The 18,104-nt window shown below is 58.8% G+C and carries 11 protein-coding genes; all 11 read right to left on the reverse strand.

Annotated elements, in window-relative coordinates; all coding sequences use genetic code 11:
* Positions 1-30 precede the first annotated feature (30 nt).
* The 11 genes from AAH446_RS10030 to AAH446_RS10080 all read right to left on the reverse strand — a co-directional run bounded on the left by AAH446_RS10030 (position 31) and on the right by AAH446_RS10080 (position 17,908).
* Complete coding sequence (locus AAH446_RS10030) at positions 31-1,320, reverse strand: MFS transporter (protein ID WP_342906570.1); 1,290 nt, start codon at positions 1,318-1,320, stop codon at positions 31-33.
* Between the two features lie 124 nt (positions 1,321-1,444).
* Positions 1,445-2,455: a Zn-dependent oxidoreductase gene (locus AAH446_RS10035; RefSeq protein WP_342906758.1), complete on the reverse strand. Its 1,011-nt coding sequence runs from the start codon at positions 2,453-2,455 to the stop codon at positions 1,445-1,447.
* Between the two features lie 10 nt (positions 2,456-2,465).
* Complete coding sequence (gene manD / locus AAH446_RS10040; RefSeq protein WP_342906571.1) at positions 2,466-3,680, reverse strand: D-mannonate dehydratase ManD; 1,215 nt, start codon at positions 3,678-3,680, stop codon at positions 2,466-2,468.
* Positions 3,681-4,120: 440 nt separating this feature from the next.
* On the reverse strand, positions 4,121-5,020 hold the full coding sequence (yegS, locus tag AAH446_RS10045; RefSeq protein ID WP_342906572.1) for a lipid kinase YegS: 900 nt from the start codon (positions 5,018-5,020) through the stop codon (positions 4,121-4,123).
* A gap of 243 nt (positions 5,021-5,263) precedes the next feature.
* On the reverse strand, positions 5,264-6,646 hold the full coding sequence (trhP, locus tag AAH446_RS10050) for a prephenate-dependent tRNA uridine(34) hydroxylase TrhP (RefSeq protein WP_342906573.1): 1,383 nt from the start codon (positions 6,644-6,646) through the stop codon (positions 5,264-5,266).
* A gap of 283 nt (positions 6,647-6,929) precedes the next feature.
* Positions 6,930-7,637, reverse strand: a complete 708-nt coding sequence (baeR, locus tag AAH446_RS10055; RefSeq protein ID WP_342906574.1) for an envelope stress response regulator BaeR — start codon at positions 7,635-7,637, stop codon at positions 6,930-6,932.
* Between the two features lie 29 nt (positions 7,638-7,666).
* A complete protein-coding gene (baeS, locus tag AAH446_RS10060) occupies positions 7,667-9,052 on the reverse strand; it encodes an envelope stress sensor histidine kinase BaeS (protein ID WP_342906575.1) in 1,386 nt (461 codons plus the stop codon).
* Complete coding sequence (gene mdtD / locus AAH446_RS10065) at positions 9,052-10,458, reverse strand: multidrug transporter subunit MdtD (protein WP_463322799.1); 1,407 nt, start codon at positions 10,456-10,458, stop codon at positions 9,052-9,054. Before mdtD ends, baeS begins: the two co-directional genes overlap by 1 nt.
* Positions 10,459-10,491: 33 nt before the next feature.
* On the reverse strand, positions 10,492-13,566 hold the full coding sequence (mdtC, locus tag AAH446_RS10070; RefSeq protein ID WP_342906576.1) for a multidrug efflux RND transporter permease subunit MdtC: 3,075 nt from the start codon (positions 13,564-13,566) through the stop codon (positions 10,492-10,494).
* A complete protein-coding gene (locus AAH446_RS10075; RefSeq protein ID WP_342906577.1) occupies positions 13,563-16,682 on the reverse strand; it encodes an MdtB/MuxB family multidrug efflux RND transporter permease subunit in 3,120 nt (1,039 codons plus the stop codon). The genes mdtC and AAH446_RS10075 overlap by 4 nt, the downstream gene beginning before the upstream one ends.
* Entirely contained in the window at positions 16,682-17,908 is a 1,227-nt protein-coding gene (locus AAH446_RS10080; protein WP_342906578.1) for an MdtA/MuxA family multidrug efflux RND transporter periplasmic adaptor subunit, read from the reverse strand. The genes AAH446_RS10075 and AAH446_RS10080 overlap by 1 nt, the downstream gene beginning before the upstream one ends.
* Between the last annotated feature and the right edge of the window lie 196 nt (positions 17,909-18,104).

Raw genomic sequence — 18,104 nt, forward strand, 5'->3', positions numbered from 1 at the left:
GCGGGCGCGCCTCTGCGCGCCCAGATAAACTCAGACAGAAACAGGTTTAGCGGCAGATCCTTTCGGACTCTTAATCACGAACAGCACCAGCAGCGCGCCCAGCGCGGCCACTCCGCCCGCCAGCACAAAGGCGCTGTCGAATTTGCCGGTCTGCTGAACAATCACCCCGGTCACGTAGGGACCAATAATGCCGGAGAGGCTGCCGATCAGATGGATAAAGCCGCTGATGCCGCCTACACGACTTTTATGCACCACATCCTGCACGATCGCCCAGTAAATCGCCCCGGTGATGTAGAGGAAGAAGATGGAGACTGACATCAGGATTACCGCCGGGTAGACGCCCTGCACGGAGCCGGCCAGGGCAACACAGATCGCCGCCGCCAGCAGGGAAACCACCAGCACGATTTTGCGCGAAAGCAGTAAGCGCCCGGTAATATTGAAAATTTTATCTGAGATCCAGCCGCCCAGGGCCAGCCCCACGAAACCGACGATCCAGGGGATCATGGTGGTGAAACTCATCGATTTAATATCAAGGTTATGCGCCTGCACCAGATAGGCAGGGAACCAGCTGAGAAAGAAAAACAGAATGTAGTTGTAGCAGAAGAAGGCGAAAGCGGTAACCAGGATAATCGGCTGACGCAGATAGTGGCCCAGGCCGTAGGAAGACTGAGTTTCTTCTGACTCTTCCATCGCCGCCTGCTCCTCTTTCATCTGCAGGATCAGCGCACGTTCAGCCTCGCTGACGCGGCTGCTTTTCAGCGGGTTATCCGCAGAAAGGAAGAACCAGAACACCATCCAGACGAGGCCGATGGAGCAGATGATCATAAAGGCCGGGCGCCAGCCGAAGGCGAGGGCGAGATAGCCAATAATCGGACCGGCCACCGCGCCGCCAAGCGGCGATCCGGCGCTGAGAAAGCCCATCGCGGTAGCGGCCTGCTTCTTGGGAAACCAGCCGTTAATCGCTTTATTGGCGGAGGCGCAGATTGGGCCTTCGGCCATGCCAAAGAGTACGCGCAGGATCAGCATCGACCAGAAGCCGGTCGCCAGGGCGGTAAAGCCGCAGAACAGCGACCAGAGACCGACCGCCACGCCAAGCACTATCGTGGGGCCAAATTTATCGGTAGCCAGGCCACCAACGAAGTTGAAGATGGCGTAGCCAAAGAAAAAGCTACTGAAAATCAGACCGAATTCTTCAGCATTGAGCATCAGATCTTTTTCAATCAGCGGCAGCGTCAGTGAGAGCGCGACCCGATCGAGGTAGTTGATCATATAGACCATGAACAGCAGGAGTACGATAATCCAGCGGAGGTTCTTAAACATAATAAATCCTTGATTATATTTATCTTTATAATTTGAGGGATTTCTCCCGCCGGTCATTGAGCCTGGTCCGGGTACGCTCCCTGTCACCGCAAACCGAATACGCCGCTGACCGGCGGGCCGGGTGTTATCCGACGGTCAGTATGACCTTGCAACAGCGTCGTGGATCTTTTTCAAACAACGTCATGGCCTGTTCGATTTCCGCCAGCGGGAAATAGTGCGTCACCAGTTTTTCCGGCTGGATCAGACCCTGCTTCATCCAGTCGATCACCTCAGGGAAGCGATGACTGTTAAGGCGTGAGGTGAAGAGGGAAAGCTCTTTACTGGTCAGGCTCTGCTGGGTGAGCGTACAGGGCTCACCGGAGAAGCCGAGCAGGCCAATACGGGCCGCCGGTGAAGCGAGCGCGACAGCTTCCGACAGAATCGTCGGGTGGCAGGCAGCGTCGATAATCAACGTCGGCATTTCTCCCTGCAGCAGGTCAGAGAGCGGCTGCTCGCTGTTATTCAGCACCACGTCCGCACCGCTGTCGCGCGCCATCGCCAGACGTTCCGGCAGGCGATCGGCCACAATAACTTTCCGTACCTTATAAACGCCTTTCAGCACCTGGATCGCCGTCAGGCCCATCGGGCCGGAACCGTAAATCAGCGCCACGTCATCCGGCTGCGGTTTCAGGAAGGCGGTGATATTGGCCGCGATGGTGAAAGGTTCAACCAGGCTTGCCAGTTTATCCGGAATGCTTTCCGGCAGGGTATAAGCGTTTGACGCCGGCGCGACGGCATACTCGCTGAAGCCGCCGTCCCGGTGGACGCCAATGACCTTCAGTTCGCTGCAGACGTTAGGACGGCCCACAGAGCAGGGATAGCAGTGGCCGCAGCTGACGACCGGGTCCACGGCGACGCGCTCACCAATACGGCTTTCGTCAACGCCTTCGCCAACGGCGTCAATCAGGCCAAAAAACTCATGGCCGATAACGCGCGGATAGCGGGCGAAGGGATTGTGACCGTGCCAGATATGGACATCAGAACCGCAGATGCTGGCATACTTCACGCTAACGCGGACTTCACCTTTTGCCGGTTCCGGAAGGGGGCGATCCTGTAAAACCAGCTCGCCCGGACGTTCGATTACCACACTTTTCATCATCATCTCCTTACCAGTTCCAGAGGGTGCCGTCTTCAAGACGGGCGACCGGCAGATAGGCAGGCTCATAGGGATACTTCGCCGCCAGCTTCTCATCGAATTCGATGCCCAGGCCCGGCTTATCGCCCGGATGCATATAGCCGTTATCGAACGTCCAGTTATGCTGGAAGACTTCCATCATCTGTTCGGAGTAGCCCATATATTCCTGCACGCCGAAGTTCGGCACCCAGAGATCGAAGTGCAGCGCGGCGGCCATACAAACAGGCGAGAGATCGGACGGGCCGTGGGAGCCGGTACGAACCTGATAGAGTGAGGCAAAGTCCGCGATGCGGCGCATGCCGGTAATGCCGCCAGCGTGGGTAATGGTGGTACGGATGTAGTCGATCAGCTGTTCTTCGATCAGCTGTTTACAGTCCCAGATGCTGTTAAACACTTCGCCAACCGCAATCGGCGTCACGGTGTGCTGACGGATCAGGCGGAAGCTCTCCTGGTTTTCCGCAGGCGTCGGGTCTTCCATCCAGAACAGACGGTAATCCTCAACGCTTTTGCCGAAGCGGGCGGCTTCAATCGGCGTCAGGCGGTGGTGCATGTCATGCAGCAGGTGTTCGTCAAAGCCAAACTTGTCGCGGATGGCGGCAAACAGCTTCGGCGTGAAGTCGAGATACTTTTCGGTTGACCAGAGCTGCTCTTCCGGCCAGTCACCTTTGGTGGCCGGCTCATAGGCAAGCCCTTTGCCTTTTGCCATACCATAGGTGGTTTTCATGCCGGGAACGCCGCACTGGGCGCGAATCGCCTTAAAGCCCATCTCTTTATGGCGGGCGTAATCATCCATCACTTCATCAATGCTGTGGCCGGTCGTGTGGCAGTAAACCATTACTCCGGTGCGCGATGCGCCGCCCAGCAGCTGGTATACCGGCATATTAGCCGCTTTCCCTTTGATGTCCCACAGCGCCTGATCCACGGCGGAAATCGCGGACATCGTCACCGGGCCACGACGCCAGTAGGCCCCTTTGTAGAAATATTGCCAGATATCTTCGATCTGGTGCGCATTGCGGCCAATCAGCTGTGGGCAGATGTGATCTTTTAAGTAAGAGGCGACGGGCAGCTCACGCCCGTTCAGCGTGGCGTCGCCAATGCCGGTAAGTCCTTCATCCGTGGTGATTTTAACAGTGACAAAATTCCTGCCGGGGCAGGTAACAAATACTTCAGCCTTCACGATCTTCATATCTTCTGCCTTTGATAATGACCTTCAATGCCTGAAAGTTAATCACTATCGTACTACCATACAAGTTGGTCGGGTCAAATCAGCGATCGCGATCACAGAGTTTTTTTACCCGCTTGGCGCTGATGTAAGACTTGTTAATCTGCGTGACGAAGGAAAAAAGCGTGGTTCTCAGAAGAGTCTTAAGGTGGTGCTAAGGGTGAAAAGTCATCGTATTTGTGGCGGTGTGGATAGCGGATGCGGTGGCTATGTGACAGAGCGATGGATGGCTGTTTGCGTATTGGCAATGACGGAAGCCCGCGCCTGGTTCATTATCACGCCTTAACAGGGCGGTTGGTTTTGCCTGCCAGCCTGCAAGCACTGTTAAGGAAGATTGTGGCAGGGAACACGGTGATGAATAGCGTCAAGGCTGAAATTTTCATTCAGCCAGAAAAGAGCGGAGGTCAGGCCAGGAGTTCACACTGTGGCGGAAGCCGGCAAAGTAGCGCACCCGGCATAACCTGAATATAAAATTCGGTGCCGCTGAGTGGTTCGCCATCAAGATTAAACGTCATCTCATTCGGCGACGTGATGCTAAGCCATGGCAGCGTGGCTGAAACGATATTCGGATTATGTTCATTACTGGTCAGTGAATGCAGTACGGTAGAGAGCAGCTCCTGTGAGGTAACGATGCTCAAGTCCAGCAGGCCATCATTAATTAACGCCGTCGGACAGAGGCGCTGACCGCCACCCGCCTGACGCCCGTTGCCAATCCCGATCACCAGCGCATCGCCCTGCCAGTGAAAGCCCGGTCCGCTCAGTTCGCAGCTATCCGCTTTCAGCTCATCCATCCGCATCAGCCCGTGAATAAAGTAGGAAACCCCACCCAGCGCCGATTTCAGTTTGGCCGGCGTCTCGGTGGTAATACGGGTGCCAAAGCCGCCGGTCGCCATATTGATGAAGTAACGCTCCCGGTTTACGCACGCCAGGTCGACAGGGGTGGCTTTACCAATAATCGCCAGCCGCAGCGCGTTTTCCATCTCTTCGGGAATGCCCGCGCTGGTGGCAAAATCATTGGCCGTGCCGAGGGGGAGGATCCCTAATACCGGGCGTTGTGCGGCCTCCACGCCTGCCAGGGCGGTGGCGATCTCATTCACCGTGCCGTCGCCGCCGCCGGCCACGACCGTCGCCGCCTGGTGAGCAATGGCTTCCTTAACGTAACGTCCGCCGTCGCCATATTCCCAGGTAACGCGAACCTCAATCGGCAGACCTTCTTCACGCAGGGCGAAGATCGCCTCGCGCAGCGGCTCATTATCTGCGCCTTTGCCATTGAGGATCACGAAAGTCAGCGAATGTTTGTCCATAATTGAAATCTCCTCAGAACGGGCCATCAGGCCGGAAGAGCTTTTGTTATAGCATATTCAGGAAGAGCCGGAACGGGGTTCCGTCTGAAATCGGGGCAAAGAAAAGCCCGCCCGGGGGAGCCGGACGGGCGAATGAGGTGGTACCTGGTAAAGCCTGCCGTTTCGTCTTGCTCATTTTTAGCAGGGCTTATTCTAGCCAGATCCTGCATAGGGTTATGTGATCAAATTCTAATAAAGGTAACTTCAGGTAACTTTAACGTGATTACTGTCAACTGCCGCCACACCAGAGGCGCCTGTCGCGAGGTTACGCATCAGTAACGCCCAGGCGAGATCGATCTCTCCGGGCACCGGGATCCAGACGAAATGTCCATTGCCGGGCGCGACCTCAACCGGCTGCGCTTGACGGTTCTCCATCCGGGCCAGAGTAAAGGTGAGGTTACCCGCGGGGGTCATCATTTCCAGGCTGTCGCCTACGCTGAATTTATTTTTCACGTCAACCAACGCCAGCCCGTCACGGCGCTCCCCGGTGAACTCGCCGACAAACTGCTGACTGTCCGAGGCGGAGTAGCTGCGATCGTAGGTCTGGTAGCTGTCATGAGTATGACGACGCAGGAAACCTTCGGTATAGCCCCGGTGCGCCAGGCACTCCAGCGTCTCCAGCAGCGTGGGATCGAAGGGCTTACCCGCAGCGGCATCGTCAATCGCGCGGCGGTAAACCTGCGCGGTACGGGCGCAGTAATAGAAGGATTTGGTCCGGCCTTCAATTTTCAGCGAGTGAATGCCCATCTGCGTCAGCCGCTCAACGTGTGCTACCGCGCGCAGATCCTTAGAGTTCATAATATAAGTGCCGTGTTCATCCTCAAAGGCGGTCATATACTCCCCGGGACGCAGCGCTTCCTCAATCATAAACACTTTATCGGTTGGCTGGCCTTCGCCCAGCACCGGCTCTACATTGCGGACCGGGATCGGCTCATGCTGATGAACAATATTGCCGATCTCATCCTGTTTGCCTTCCTGAACTTTATATTCCCAGCGGCAGGCGTTGGTACAGGTGCCCTGGTTAGGATCGCGCTTATTGATATAGCCGGAAAGCAGACAGCGACCCGAGTAGGCCATACAGAGCGCGCCATGGACGAAAATCTCCAGCTCCATATCGGGCACCTGCTGGCGAATTTCTGCAATCTCTTCCAGCGACAGCTCGCGTGAAAGAATCACTCTTGAGAGTCCCATCTGCTTCCAGAATTTTACCGTCGCCCAGTTCACCGCGTTGGCCTGCACCGAGAGGTGGATGTCCATCTGCGGAAAGGCGTCCCGGACCAGCATGATCAGGCCGGGATCGGACATAATCAGCGCGTCCGGCCCCATCTCCACCACCGGGGTGAGATCGCGGATAAAGGTTTTCAGCTTGGCGTTATGCGGGGCGATATTCACCACAACGTAAAACTTCTTTCCCGCAGCATGGGCTTCATTAATGCCAATAGCCAGGTTTTCATGGTTGAATTCGTTATTACGCACCCGAAGGCTGTAACGCGGCTGCCCCGCGTACACGGCGTCAGCGCCATACGCAAAGGCGTAGCGCATATTTTTCAGCGTACCGGCTGGGGAGAGCAGTTCCGGTTTGAACATAGGGATCTCCTGATATCAGGTCAGCATTACCCGTCGTTTTTCGCGCTCAAGCTTTGCTGGCAGCATCTGCCTGCTCCCGGTCATTTATCCAGAAAAGCGGGCAGGGGGCTACCATGCCGTCATTCGAAATTCAAAAGATAATTTCGTCTGCCGCTGTTTCCGGGCCCTGCTGGCGTGAGCGGGAACAGAACGGACAAGGGTAAAAGCGGGTAAGGCTGCTTTACGGGCAGCCTTACTGAAAGTGCGGGGATTGTAGAAGCTGGCAAAACAAATGTAAATTGCGCTAGATCAAACGGCAGACATCGGCCTCCCAGCGATACCCCATACCGTAGACCGCGCGGATAAACGGCTGGTCGGCATCAAGGCCCTCCAGCTTGCGCCGCAGGTTTTTAATATGGCTGTCGATAGTGCGGTCAGTGACCACGCGATAGTCGTCATAGAGATGATTAAGCAGCTGTTCGCGTGAGAAGACTTTCCCCGGTTCCTGTGCCAGCGTCTTTAACAGGCGAAATTCTGCGGGCGTCAGATCAAGATTCGCGCCATCCCAGCTCGCCTGGAAGCGATCTTCGTTGACCTGCAGCCGCGACGCTTTTTCCGCCTCTTCCGGCGTACGGGAGCAGCGCCGTAAAATCGTTTTGACCCTGGCGACGACTTCACGCGGGCTGAAGGGCTTGCAGATGTAGTCATCTGCGCCGATTTCCAGCCCGAGCAGGCGATCGATCTCTTCGCTTTTGGCCGTCACCATCATCACCGGCACGTCTGAGAAACGGCGGATTTCACGACAGAGCGTCAGACCATCCACGCCGGGCAGCATCAGGTCCAGCAGAATCATGTCCGGTGAGGCGTGTTTTACCCACTCAATAACCTCACCACCCTGTAATATATGGTGCGTGCGGTAGTTGGCTGCCTGCAAATAGTCCGTCAGTAACTGACCCAGTTTGGGTTCGTCTTCTACCACCAAAATCAGTGGGGCAAGCGTTTCTTGATTCATGGCATACCCGCTTAACGCGTTCAGATCGCTCAGTGATTTTTAGGCGGTAAGTGTACCGTAATTCGCAGCCCGCCGGCATCAGAGTGATCCGCTTTAATCGTACCATCGTGCGCTTCAACGATGTTCTGACAGATCGCCAGGCCCAGCCCCGAGCCGCCGCTGGCGCGGTTACGCGAGCTTTCAGCCCGGTAAAAACGCTCAAAGATCTGCTGGCACTGTTCGTCACTGATACCCGGTGCCGAGTCGTCAAAGAAGAGCCAGTGTCCGTCGGGGCGGCTTTCGAGCGAGATCGTCAGCCCGCCGCCGGCGTCGGTGTAGCGCAGGCTGTTCTCCATCAGATTGGTAAACAGCTGCATCAGACGGTCAGGATCGCCGAAGAGCGGCGCCTGTTCCGGCAGCTTCAGCGTCAGTGCGAGTCCCTGGCTGCTGAAGCGGTTGGTAAAGTTGCCCGCCACCATTTCCAGCAGCGGCACCAGATCGGTGTGGCTTTTACGGTAGGCGAGCGCTCCCTCGTCCGATAATGAAAGCTGATGCACATCCTCCACCAGCTTGGTCAGCGTACTTACTTCGCCCTGGAGCGAGACGATGGATTCCGGCGTCAGCTTGCGTACGCCATCCTGAATCGCCTCCAGCTCGCCGCGCAGGATCGCCAGCGGGGTGCGCAGTTCATGCGAGATATCGGCCATAAAGGCGCGACGCATCCGCTCATTTTTCTCCAGCGTGCCGGCCAGCCGGTTAAAATCCTGGGCTAACCGGCCCAGCTCGTCGCGGCTGCTGGCCTGCACGCGGCTGGTGAAATCGCCTGCCGCCAGATGATGGGTGCCCTCGACAAGGCGCTTCACCGGCGCCAGCAGCCCGCGCGACATCAGCCAGGTGACCAGCGCCGCCAGCAGCATGGTCAGCGCCACGATAATCCAGCTGGTGCGCCGCTGCTGCTGATCGAAGTTAATATCCGCGCTGCGCGTCAGCCGCTCCGGCGGCGAGCCGATAACCCAGCCGACGATACGGCCATCGCTGGTGGTGATGTTGCGCCGCGTTCCTTCGGGCGGGACCGGTCCGCGTGGACCAATCATCACGTGAAAATGCTGATCGATAACCCAGAACGGCGCTCGCCAGCCGTGGGGCGGCAGCGTGTGCGTGGCGTCCGGATTCTGCTCAAGCGAGCGAAGGATCTGGAAAATCAGCCGGTTATTCTGCCGCAGAAAATCCCAGTTCCCATGCTGTTCATACTGGTCGGAAAGGGCATCGCTCAGCATGATCAGCCGCTGCTCATTGCCTTTTTTGATGTAGTCGATAAACCCATGCTCAAAGCTGAGCCGTACGCCCCAGTGCATGGTAATCAGCACCAGCATGCAGGTGGAAAAGATGGCGGCGAACAGCTTGGCGGTAATGCCGATGCGTATTTTCGCAAACATTAGCGGTTTCTCCTGCGGCTGAGCAGTACGTTTTTACTGGCGTCCAGCGGCACCCGCCAGAAAATCAGCGCGGGCAGCGCAATCACCACCGCCACGCACAGCCAGCTATAAATAAAGGCCTGATGAAGCATCGGGCTGCCCGCCAGCGCCTGCTGACCAAAGGTGCCGAGCAGCAGACCGGCGACGGTGACGCCGATACTCATCGACAGCTGCATCACCATGGAGAGAAGGCTGTTGCCGCTGCTGGTCAAATCGTCCGGCAGCGCCTTCAGCGTCAGCGTGTTCATCGCCGAGAAGCGGATACCGTTCACCATGCCCTGAAAAAAGAGCACAACGGGCAGCAGATAATTCCATTCAAGCAGCGCAACGGCGGCGAAAAGCAGCACAACGCCCGCCAGGGCCAGCGTCGATCCCACCAGCACATGACGGTAGCCGAAGCGGTTAACGATCTGCACCACGATGCGCTTAATGCCCATATTGCCCAGCACCATCGGGATCATCATCAGGCCGGCGTGAAACGGGGTAAAGCCCATGCCGACCTGGAGAAAGAGCGGCGTCATAAACGGCAGCATGCCGCTGCCGATACGGCCAGTCAGGCTGCCCAGCAGGCCCAGCGAATAGAGACGGTTATCGAACAGCTTCAGGCTGAAGAGCGCGCCGTCGTTACCTCGCGCATGCAGCAGATAGCACAGCAGTGAGAAGAGGCCCAGCAGGATCACTGCGCCGGTCAGCAGCGGAGCGCTCCCCAGGCTACGTTGCCCATCCAGCGCCAGGGTCAGCGTCGCCATACCGGTGGCGATCAGCAGAAATCCCGTGAAGTCAAAGCGCCGGGGCGGCATGCGCAGATTGGCCATCAGCATCATCGTGGCCGTGGCGCCAACCAGCCCGACGGGCAGATTGATCAGGAATATCCAGTGCCAGCTGGCGTACTCAACCAGTACGCCTCCCAGCGCAGGGCCAAGCAGCGGGCCGATCTGGCCGGGCAGGGTGACAAAGGTCATCGCGGCCATATACTGCTCACGCGGTACCAGTTTCATCACCGTCAGCCGCCCAACGGGCACCATCATCGCGCCGCCGATCCCCTGCACCACGCGCGCGGCGATAAGCTGATCGAGCGAGGAGGAGAGGGCGCAAAAGAGCGAACCAAGGCTGAACAGCACGATGGCGCTGAAAAAAATATTGCGCACTCCACAGCGATCGGCCAGCCAGCCGCTGACCGGCAGCATAATGGCGACCGTCAGGACGTAGGCGACGATCACCGAATGCATATGCAGCGGATCTTCATTCAGGCTGGCCGCCATTGAGGGCAGGGCGGTATTGACGATGGTGGTGTCCAGCGTCTGCATGAAAAACCCGAAGGCAACGATCCAGAGCTGCCAGCGCACATTTTGGGGAAGCGTATTCATCGCCTGCCGGGTTCCTCGTTCATGCTGCGCCGGTTACGAAATAGCACCGAGGCGCTCTGTGGTTTTCTTACGCCGCAGCTTATCCATATAGATATAGACCACCGGCGTGGTGTAAAGCGTCAGCAGCTGGCTCATTACCAGGCCGCCGACAATGGTGATCCCCAGCGGCTGACGCAGCTCGGCGCCGTCACCGGAGGTCAGCACCAGCGGCAGCGCGCCGAAGAGCGCCGCCAGGGTGGTCATCATGATGGGCCGGAAGCGCAGCAGGCTTGCCTGGAAGATCGCCTCACGGGCGGTCAGATTGCCGCTGCGCTGCGCATCAAGCGCAAAGTCCACCATCATAATGGCGTTCTTCTTCACAATACCGATAAGCAGCAGAATACCGATAAGCGCGATCAGGCTGAAGGGCGCGCCGAACAGCTCCAGCGCCAGCAGTGCGCCCACGCCCGCAGAAGGAAGCGTGGAGAGAATGGTCAGCGGATGCACGTAGCTCTCATAGAGCATTCCCAGCACGATATAGACCGTGGCGATGGCCGCCAGGATCAGCCAGAGCTGGCTGTTTTGCGTATCCTCAAAGACCTGAGCCGTGCCGGCAAAGCTGCCGCGCACGCTGGAGGGCACGCCAAGCGAAGTCATACTCCGTTCGATCGCCTCAGACGCCTGCGACAGGGAAACGCCCTCCGGCAGATTGAATGAGATAGTGGAGGCGGCGGAGAGGCCCTCATGGTTGACCGACAGCGGCGAATTCGCCGGCTGCCACTTCGCGAACCAGGAGAGGGGGATCGCCTTGCCGTCACCGTTAATCACATACATCTGATCCAGCGCGCTGATATCCTGGGTATAGCGCGGATCGACCTGCATCACCACTTTATACTGGTTAAGGGGCTGGTAGATGGTGGAGATCTGCCGCTGGCCAAAGGCGTTATTCAGCAAATTATTGGCATCTGAAACGTCAATGCCCAGCCTCGCCATGCTTTCGCGATCGTAGATCAGCGCCATTTCCGAACCTTTATCCTGCTGATCGGAGTTGACGTCCGCCAGCTCCGGCAGGGTGGCAAAGGCCCGGCGGATTTTAGGTTCCCATTCCCGCAGATCGTCCAGGCTGTCCGACAGCAGCGAATACTGATAGCTGGCGCTGGACTCACGTCCGCCGACGCGGAGATCCTGCACCGCCATCAGAAAGAGGCTGGCGCCCGGCTCTTTCGCCAGCTTAACGCGCAGCCGGGCGATAACCGCCTGGGCGCTCTCACTACGCTGGTCGAGCGGCTTGAGCGAGATAAACATCGAGCCGCTGTTGGTCCTGGAGCCGCCGGTAAAGCCCACCACGTTTTCCACTGCCGGATCGTCGCGGACAATCTTCATAAAATTCTCCAGCTTGCTGCGCATAGACTGGAAGGAGATGCTCTGGTCAGCCTGAATAAAGCCCATCACCCGGCCGGTATCCTGCTCCGGCATAAAGGTTTTGGGAATAACTACATAGAGATACATCGTCAGTCCGATGGTGCCGAGAAAGACCAGCAGCATCCAGCGGGAGTGATTGAGCACCCAGCCCAGCGAGCGGCCATAGCCCTGCTGCAGGCGCAGAAACAGCTTGCCCGCGCCGCGGGTTCGCGGCTGCTCATGCTTGCGGTGAGGGCGCAGCAGCCGGGCGCACATCATCGGCGTCAGCGTAACTGAGATCAGCAGCGAAATCGCGATCGACACCGAAAGGGTGACGGCAAACTCCGTGAAGAAGCGGCCAATCAGCCCGCCCAGCATCAGCAGCGGCAGGAAAACCGCAATCAGCGAAAGGCTCATCGACAGCACGGTAAAGCCCACTTCCTGTACGCCCTGCAGGGCGGCCTGGACCGGCTTCATGCCAGCCTCAACGTGGCGGGAAATATTTTCCAGCACCACGATAGCGTCATCGACCACAAACCCGGTCGCCACCGTCAGCGCCATCAGCGACAGATTGTTCAGGCTGAAGCCGCAAAGGTACATGGCGGCGAAGGTGCCAATCAGCGACACCGGTACGGCGACGGCGGGAATAAGGGTGGCGCGCCCGGATCGCAGAAAAACAAAGACCACCAGGATAACCAGCCCAACCGAGATGACCAGCGAATGCTCCACTTCGGCCAGCGAGGCGCGGATGGTAGGGGAACGATCCTGCGCGATCTCGAGATGTATTGAAGCCGGAATGATATTACGCAGCTCGGGCGCCTCCGCACGGATACGATCGACGGTATCGATAATATTGGCTTCGGGGAGTTTGCGCACCAGCACCAGGATGGCCGGTTTGGCGTTGGCCATCCCGGCGTTGCGGACATCCTCTACCGAATCGGTCACATTTGCCACATCCGCCAGGCGGACGGCGGCCCCGTTGCTGTAATGCACCACCAGCGAGCGGTATTCGGCGGCGGTTTGCAGTTCGTCGTTCGTTTTCAGCTGCCAGCGGTGGAGATCTTCCTCAATGGCGCCCTGGGGTCTGCGCTGGTTGGCGCTGGCGATCGCCTCCCGTACCGCATCCAGCGACACGCCCTGGTTAAACAGCGCCTGCGGATTAAGATCGACGCGCACGGCGGGCAGCGAACTGCCGCCGATGCTCACGTCGCCGACCCCTTCGATCTGCGCCAGCTTCTGCGCCAGCTGGGTCGAGGCGAAGTCATAAAGCTGACCGGGTGAATAAGTGTCTGACGTCAGCGACAGGATCATAATCGGTGCGTCGGAGGGGTTAATTTTACGGTAGGTCGGGCGGCTCGGCATGCCGGTTGGCAGCAGGCTTTGCGCGGCGTTGATCGCGCCCTGAACGTCGCGGGCGGCGCCGTTAATATCGCGATCGTAATCAAAGACCAGAATGACCCGCGTACTGCCCAGCGAGCTGGTGGAGGTCATCTCACTGACGCCGGCAATACGGCCCAGCGCCCGCTCCAGCGGCGTGGCGACTGAGGAGGCCATCGTCTCCGGCGACGCGCCCGGCAGCGAGGCAGAAACCAGAATCACCGGGAAGTCCACCTGCGGCAGCGGGGCGACGGGAAGCAGGCGGAAACCCATAATCCCCGCGAGGGTGATGGCGATGGTCAGCAGAATGGTGGCGACCGGCCGGTGAATAAACAGCGCAAAAAACCTCACTCTGCCTCCTCACGGCTCAGGCGACGACGGGTGGCGTGTGCCAGGCGGTCAAACAGCAGATAGATAACCGGCGTGGTAAACAGGGTCAGTACCTGGCTGAGGATCAGCCCGCCCACCATCGCCACGCCAAGCGGACGCCGCAGCTCCGCGCCGACGCCCTGACTCAGCATCAGCGGCAGCGCGCCAAGCAGCGCGGCCAGCGTGGTCATCAGTATCGGGCGGAAGCGCAGCAGACAGGCCTGATAAATGGCGTCATAAGGCGCCATGCCCTGCTCACGCTCGGCGGCCAGCGCAAAGTCGATCATCATGATGGCGTTCTTCTTCACGATCCCGATCAGCAGAATAATCCCGATAATGGCGATGACGTCCAGCTCGTTGCCGCTCAGCATCAGCGCCAGTAAGGCACCCACGCCCGCCGTAGGGAGGGTGGAGAGGATGGTGACAGGATGAATAAAACTCTCATACAGCACGCCCAGCACGATATACATTGCTACGATAGCGGCAACGATCAGCCAGACGGTGCTGGAAAGCGCGGCCTGGAAAGCCAGGGTGCTGCCCTGGAACTGGGTCATGATCTCCGCCGGCATCGCCAGATCCCGCTCAGCCTGGCTGATGGCATTCACCGCCTGCTCCAGCGAGTAACCGTCGCTGACGTTAAACGAGAAGGTGGTGGAGGGAAACTGATCTAAATGGTTGATACTCAGCGCGCCGTGACGCTGTTCAACTTTGGCGATAGCGCTGAGCGGCACCGTGCCGCCGTCGCTGCCGGTCAGGCGGATCGCATCCAGGGCTGCGAGGCCCGGCGTGTTTGAGGTGTCGTGTTCAAGCACCACGCGATACTGGCTGGCCTGCGTATAGATGGTGGAGATCAGGCGCTGGCCGAAGGCGTTATAGAGCGCATTATCAACGTCCGCCATGCTGATGCCCAGCCGGCTGGCGCTGTCGCGGTCAACCCGGATATAGGCTTCCAGCCCCTGATCCTGCCAGTCGCTGCTGACATCTTTCAGCTGCGGCAGCGTCCCCAGTTCTTTTAGCAGCTGCGGCACCCACAGGCTGAGCGAGTCGAGCGAGCCGGTCTGGAGCGTAAACTGATACTGGGTGCGGCTCACCTGAGTATCAATGGTCAGATCCTGCACCGGTTGCAGATAGAGCTTAATGCCCGGCAGCCGGTCTGCTTCGGCCTGGAGGCGTTCAATAATGGCCGGGATGCGATCGTCACGCTCGTCCAGCGGCTTAAGGTTGATCTGCAAGCGTCCGCTGTTAAGCGCCGGATTGGTGCCGTCCACTCCCACAAAGGAGGTCAGGCTTTCTACGGCCGGGTCTTTCATCACGATCGCGGCGACCTGCTGCTGCCGTTCGGTCATATTGGCATAGGAAACCGACTGCGGCGCCTGCAACGTTCCCTGGATAATGCCGTTGTCCTGTAGGGGAAAGAAGCCTTTCGGGATCGCAATCCAGAGCAGCACGGTGATCGCCAGGGTGCCCAGCGCCACGCTCAGGGTGAGCCAGGGGTGGCTGAGCACGCGCCGCAGCAGCTGGCCGTAGCCGGCGATGATGCGCTCAAAGAGCGCTTCGCTGGCGCGGGAAAAGCGGTTCTGCTTACGCAGTGATTCGGCGCTGAGCATCCGGGCGCACATCATCGGCGTCAGCGTCAGCGAAACCACGGCTGAAATCAGGATAGAAACGGCCAGCGTGACCGCAAACTCACGGAAGAGCCTGCCGACAATATCCCCCATAAAGAGCAGCGGGATCAGAACGGCAATCAGCGAGAAGGTCAGGGAAATAATCGTAAAGACGATTTCGCCGGTGCCTTTCAGCGCTGCGGCCATCGGCTTTTCGCCTTTTTCGATATAGCGCGAGATGTTTTCGATCACCACGATGGCGTCATCGACCACAAAGCCGGTGGCGATCGTCAGCGCCATCAGCGTCAGGTTATTAACCGAGAAGCCGAGGAAATAGATAACGGCAAAGGTGCCGACCAGCGACAGCGGTACGGCCACGGCGGGGATAATGGTCGCCGGGACGTTACGCAGAAACAGGTAGATAATCATCACCACCAGCGCCAGCGCCAGCATCAGCTCAAACTGCACATCATGAACGGAGGCGCGGATGTTGGTGGTGCGGTCGCTCAGGACCTTAACCTCGACCGATTTCGGCAGGGAGGCGGTCAGGCCCGGCAGCATCCGGCGGATGCTGTCAGCGGTGGTAATAATATTCGCACCGGGCTGGCGCTGCACGTTGAGCACAATGGCGGGCTGGCGGTTCGCCCAGGCCCCGAGCAGGCGGTTTTCCGCGCCCGTTTCAACTTTTGCCACATCCCGCAGGCGAACCGGCGAACCGTTCTGATAAGCCACGATCAGCTGACGATAGTCCTCGGCGGACTTCATCTGATCGTTGGCAGAGAGCGTAATGGAGCGCTCCGGGCCATCGAGGCTGCCCTTCGCTGAGTTGACGTTGGCGTTGCTGATAGCCGTGCGTACCGTTTCGCTGTCGAGCCCCAGCGCGGCCAGCGCCTGGGCGTTCAGCCTCACGCGCACGGCGGGACGCTGCCCGCCGGAGATCGTCACCAGCCCCACGCCGGAAACCTGAGAGATCTTCTGCGCGATGCGCGTTTCCACCATGTCCTCGACCTGGGTCATTGGCATACTGGTCGTGGTCACGGCGAGCGTCATAATGGGCGGATCGGCCGGGTTAACCTTGCTGTAAACCGGCGGGTTAGGCAGGTCAGAAGGCAGCAGGTTCGTCGCCGCGTTTATGGCGGCCTGTACCTCCTGCTCGGCCACGTCCAGCGGCAGCGTCAGCTGAAACTGGAGCGTGACCACCGATGCGCCGCCGGAACTTTGCGAAGACATCTGCTTGAGGCCGGACATCTGACCAAACTGTCGTTCGAGCGGGGCGGTTATCGAGGAGGTCACCACGTCCGGACTGGCGCCGGGATAGAGGGTAACCACCTGAATCGTGGGATAGTCCACCTCCGGCAGCGCGGAGACGGGCAGGGCGCGATAGCCCAGTATCCCGGCCAGCAGAATCGCCACCATCAGCAGCGTGGTGGCGACCGGCCGGAGAATAAAGTGACGGGAAGGCCCGCCGCTGGCGCCTTGAGAGGTGACCTGCATCAGTCGCTGGCTCCCTTCGCTGGCTGAACGCTTTTACCGGAGGTCAGCGGCGCGGCCTGCGGCGCAACCACTTCCACGGTGGCGCCTTCGGTCAGGCGGTCGATACCGTCGGTGACCACGCGGTCGCCAACGTCCAGACCGGCGTTGATCACCACTCTGGTGCTCTCCTGAAGTCCGACCGTCACGCTTTTTTTGCTCACTTTATTGTCGCTGTTGACCACCCAGACGAAGTTGCCCTCATTGCCCATTTGCAGTGCGGCTGCGGGAATAACAATGGCATTTTGCAGCGTATTAACTTTTAGCCGCGCATTCACAAACTGGTTGGGGAAAAGTTCGTCGTCAGCGTTGGTAAAGCGGGCTTTCAGCTTCACCGTCCCGGTGGTGGTATCGATCTGATTATCCATACTCAGCAGGGTGCCGGTCGTCAGCAGTTTGCTGTTACTTCTGTCCCAGGCCTCGACCAGAATCGGCTCGCCGCCTTTCTGTGCAGTGACTACCGTACTGATGTCGTTTTCCGGAAGGCTGAATATCACATCGATGGGGTGCGTCTGGGTGATGACCACGATACCGTTGGTGTCACCGCTGGTAATGTAGTTGCCAATATCCACCTGCTTCAGCCCGACGCGTCCGGCAACCGGCGCGGTAATGCGGCTGTAGGTCAGGTTAAGCTGTGCGCTGGCCACGCTGCCCTCGTCGGCTTTCAGGGTGCCGAGCGTCTCGCTGACCAGCGCGCGCTGGGTATCGAGTTCCTGCTGGGAAACGAGGTTGGTCTTCACGAGCTTTTCATAGCGCGCCAGATCGCGACGGGCGTTTGCCAGCGTCGCCTGGTCTTTTGCCAGCTGGCCCTGCGCCTGCATCAGCGCGACCTGATAGGGACGCGGATCGATTTCCGCCAGCAGCTGTCCGGCTTCGACTTCCTCACCCTCCTTAAAATGGAGCGCAATCAGGTTGCCCTCCACGCGGCTACGCAGGGTGACGGTATTCGCGGCCGTCACCGTGCCCAATCCGGAAAGGTAAAGCGGAACGCTCTGGCGCGACGCGGCGGAGGCCTGCACCGGCGAAAGGGGGCCGCGACCTTTACCGCCCGGTCCCCGGGGCTTCCCGGCGCTGGAGGAGGACTCTGCGGCTGGGGTGTTGTGACTCTGCCACCAGAAATAGCCGCCTGCCGCAACGGCCAGGGCGATCAGGAGTAAGACGAGCGAAGGGAAGCGGCGTTTGACGTTCATGCTGTGGTGAGCTCTCCGATAGCAAATAACAAAGTCAGGGGCAAAATACGCCCCATAAGGCGCTAGTTTAACGAGTTTGCAGGACAAAAAATTGAAGGAATTAAGGATAACTTGCGCAGGAGGTGTAAGTAATCATGTCCTTACCTACTTTTACCTTATCTTTACGAGGGAAAGCGACCGCGGTTTCAACGCGATA

This window comes from Erwinia psychrophila (genome assembly GCF_039023475.1).
Taxonomy (GTDB): Bacteria; Pseudomonadota; Gammaproteobacteria; order Enterobacterales; family Enterobacteriaceae; genus Erwinia.

Excerpts from the sequence above, each read along its gene's own strand:
- baeR (WP_342906574.1), bottom strand. The coding sequence starts at position 7,637 with ATGAATCAAGAAACGCTTGCCCCACTGATTTTGGTGGTAGAAGACGAA.
- AAH446_RS10035 (WP_342906758.1), bottom strand. The coding sequence starts at position 2,455 with ATGAAAAGTGTGGTAATCGAACGTCCGGGCGAGCTGGTTTTACAGGAT.
- baeS (WP_342906575.1), bottom strand. The coding sequence starts at position 9,052 with ATGTTTGCGAAAATACGCATCGGCATTACCGCCAAGCTGTTCGCCGCC.
- AAH446_RS10030 (WP_342906570.1), bottom strand. The coding sequence starts at position 1,320 with ATGTTTAAGAACCTCCGCTGGATTATCGTACTCCTGCTGTTCATGGTC.
- mdtD (WP_463322799.1), bottom strand. The coding sequence starts at position 10,458 with ATGAATACGCTTCCCCAAAATGTGCGCTGGCAGCTCTGGATCGTTGCC.
- AAH446_RS10075 (WP_342906577.1), bottom strand. The coding sequence starts at position 16,682 with ATGCAGGTCACCTCTCAAGGCGCCAGCGGCGGGCCTTCCCGTCACTTT.
- AAH446_RS10080 (WP_342906578.1), bottom strand. The coding sequence starts at position 17,908 with ATGAACGTCAAACGCCGCTTCCCTTCGCTCGTCTTACTCCTGATCGCC.
- yegS (WP_342906572.1), bottom strand. The coding sequence starts at position 5,020 with ATGGACAAACATTCGCTGACTTTCGTGATCCTCAATGGCAAAGGCGCA.
- trhP (WP_342906573.1), bottom strand. The coding sequence starts at position 6,646 with ATGTTCAAACCGGAACTGCTCTCCCCAGCCGGTACGCTGAAAAATATG.
- manD (WP_342906571.1), bottom strand. The coding sequence starts at position 3,680 with ATGAAGATCGTGAAGGCTGAAGTATTTGTTACCTGCCCCGGCAGGAAT.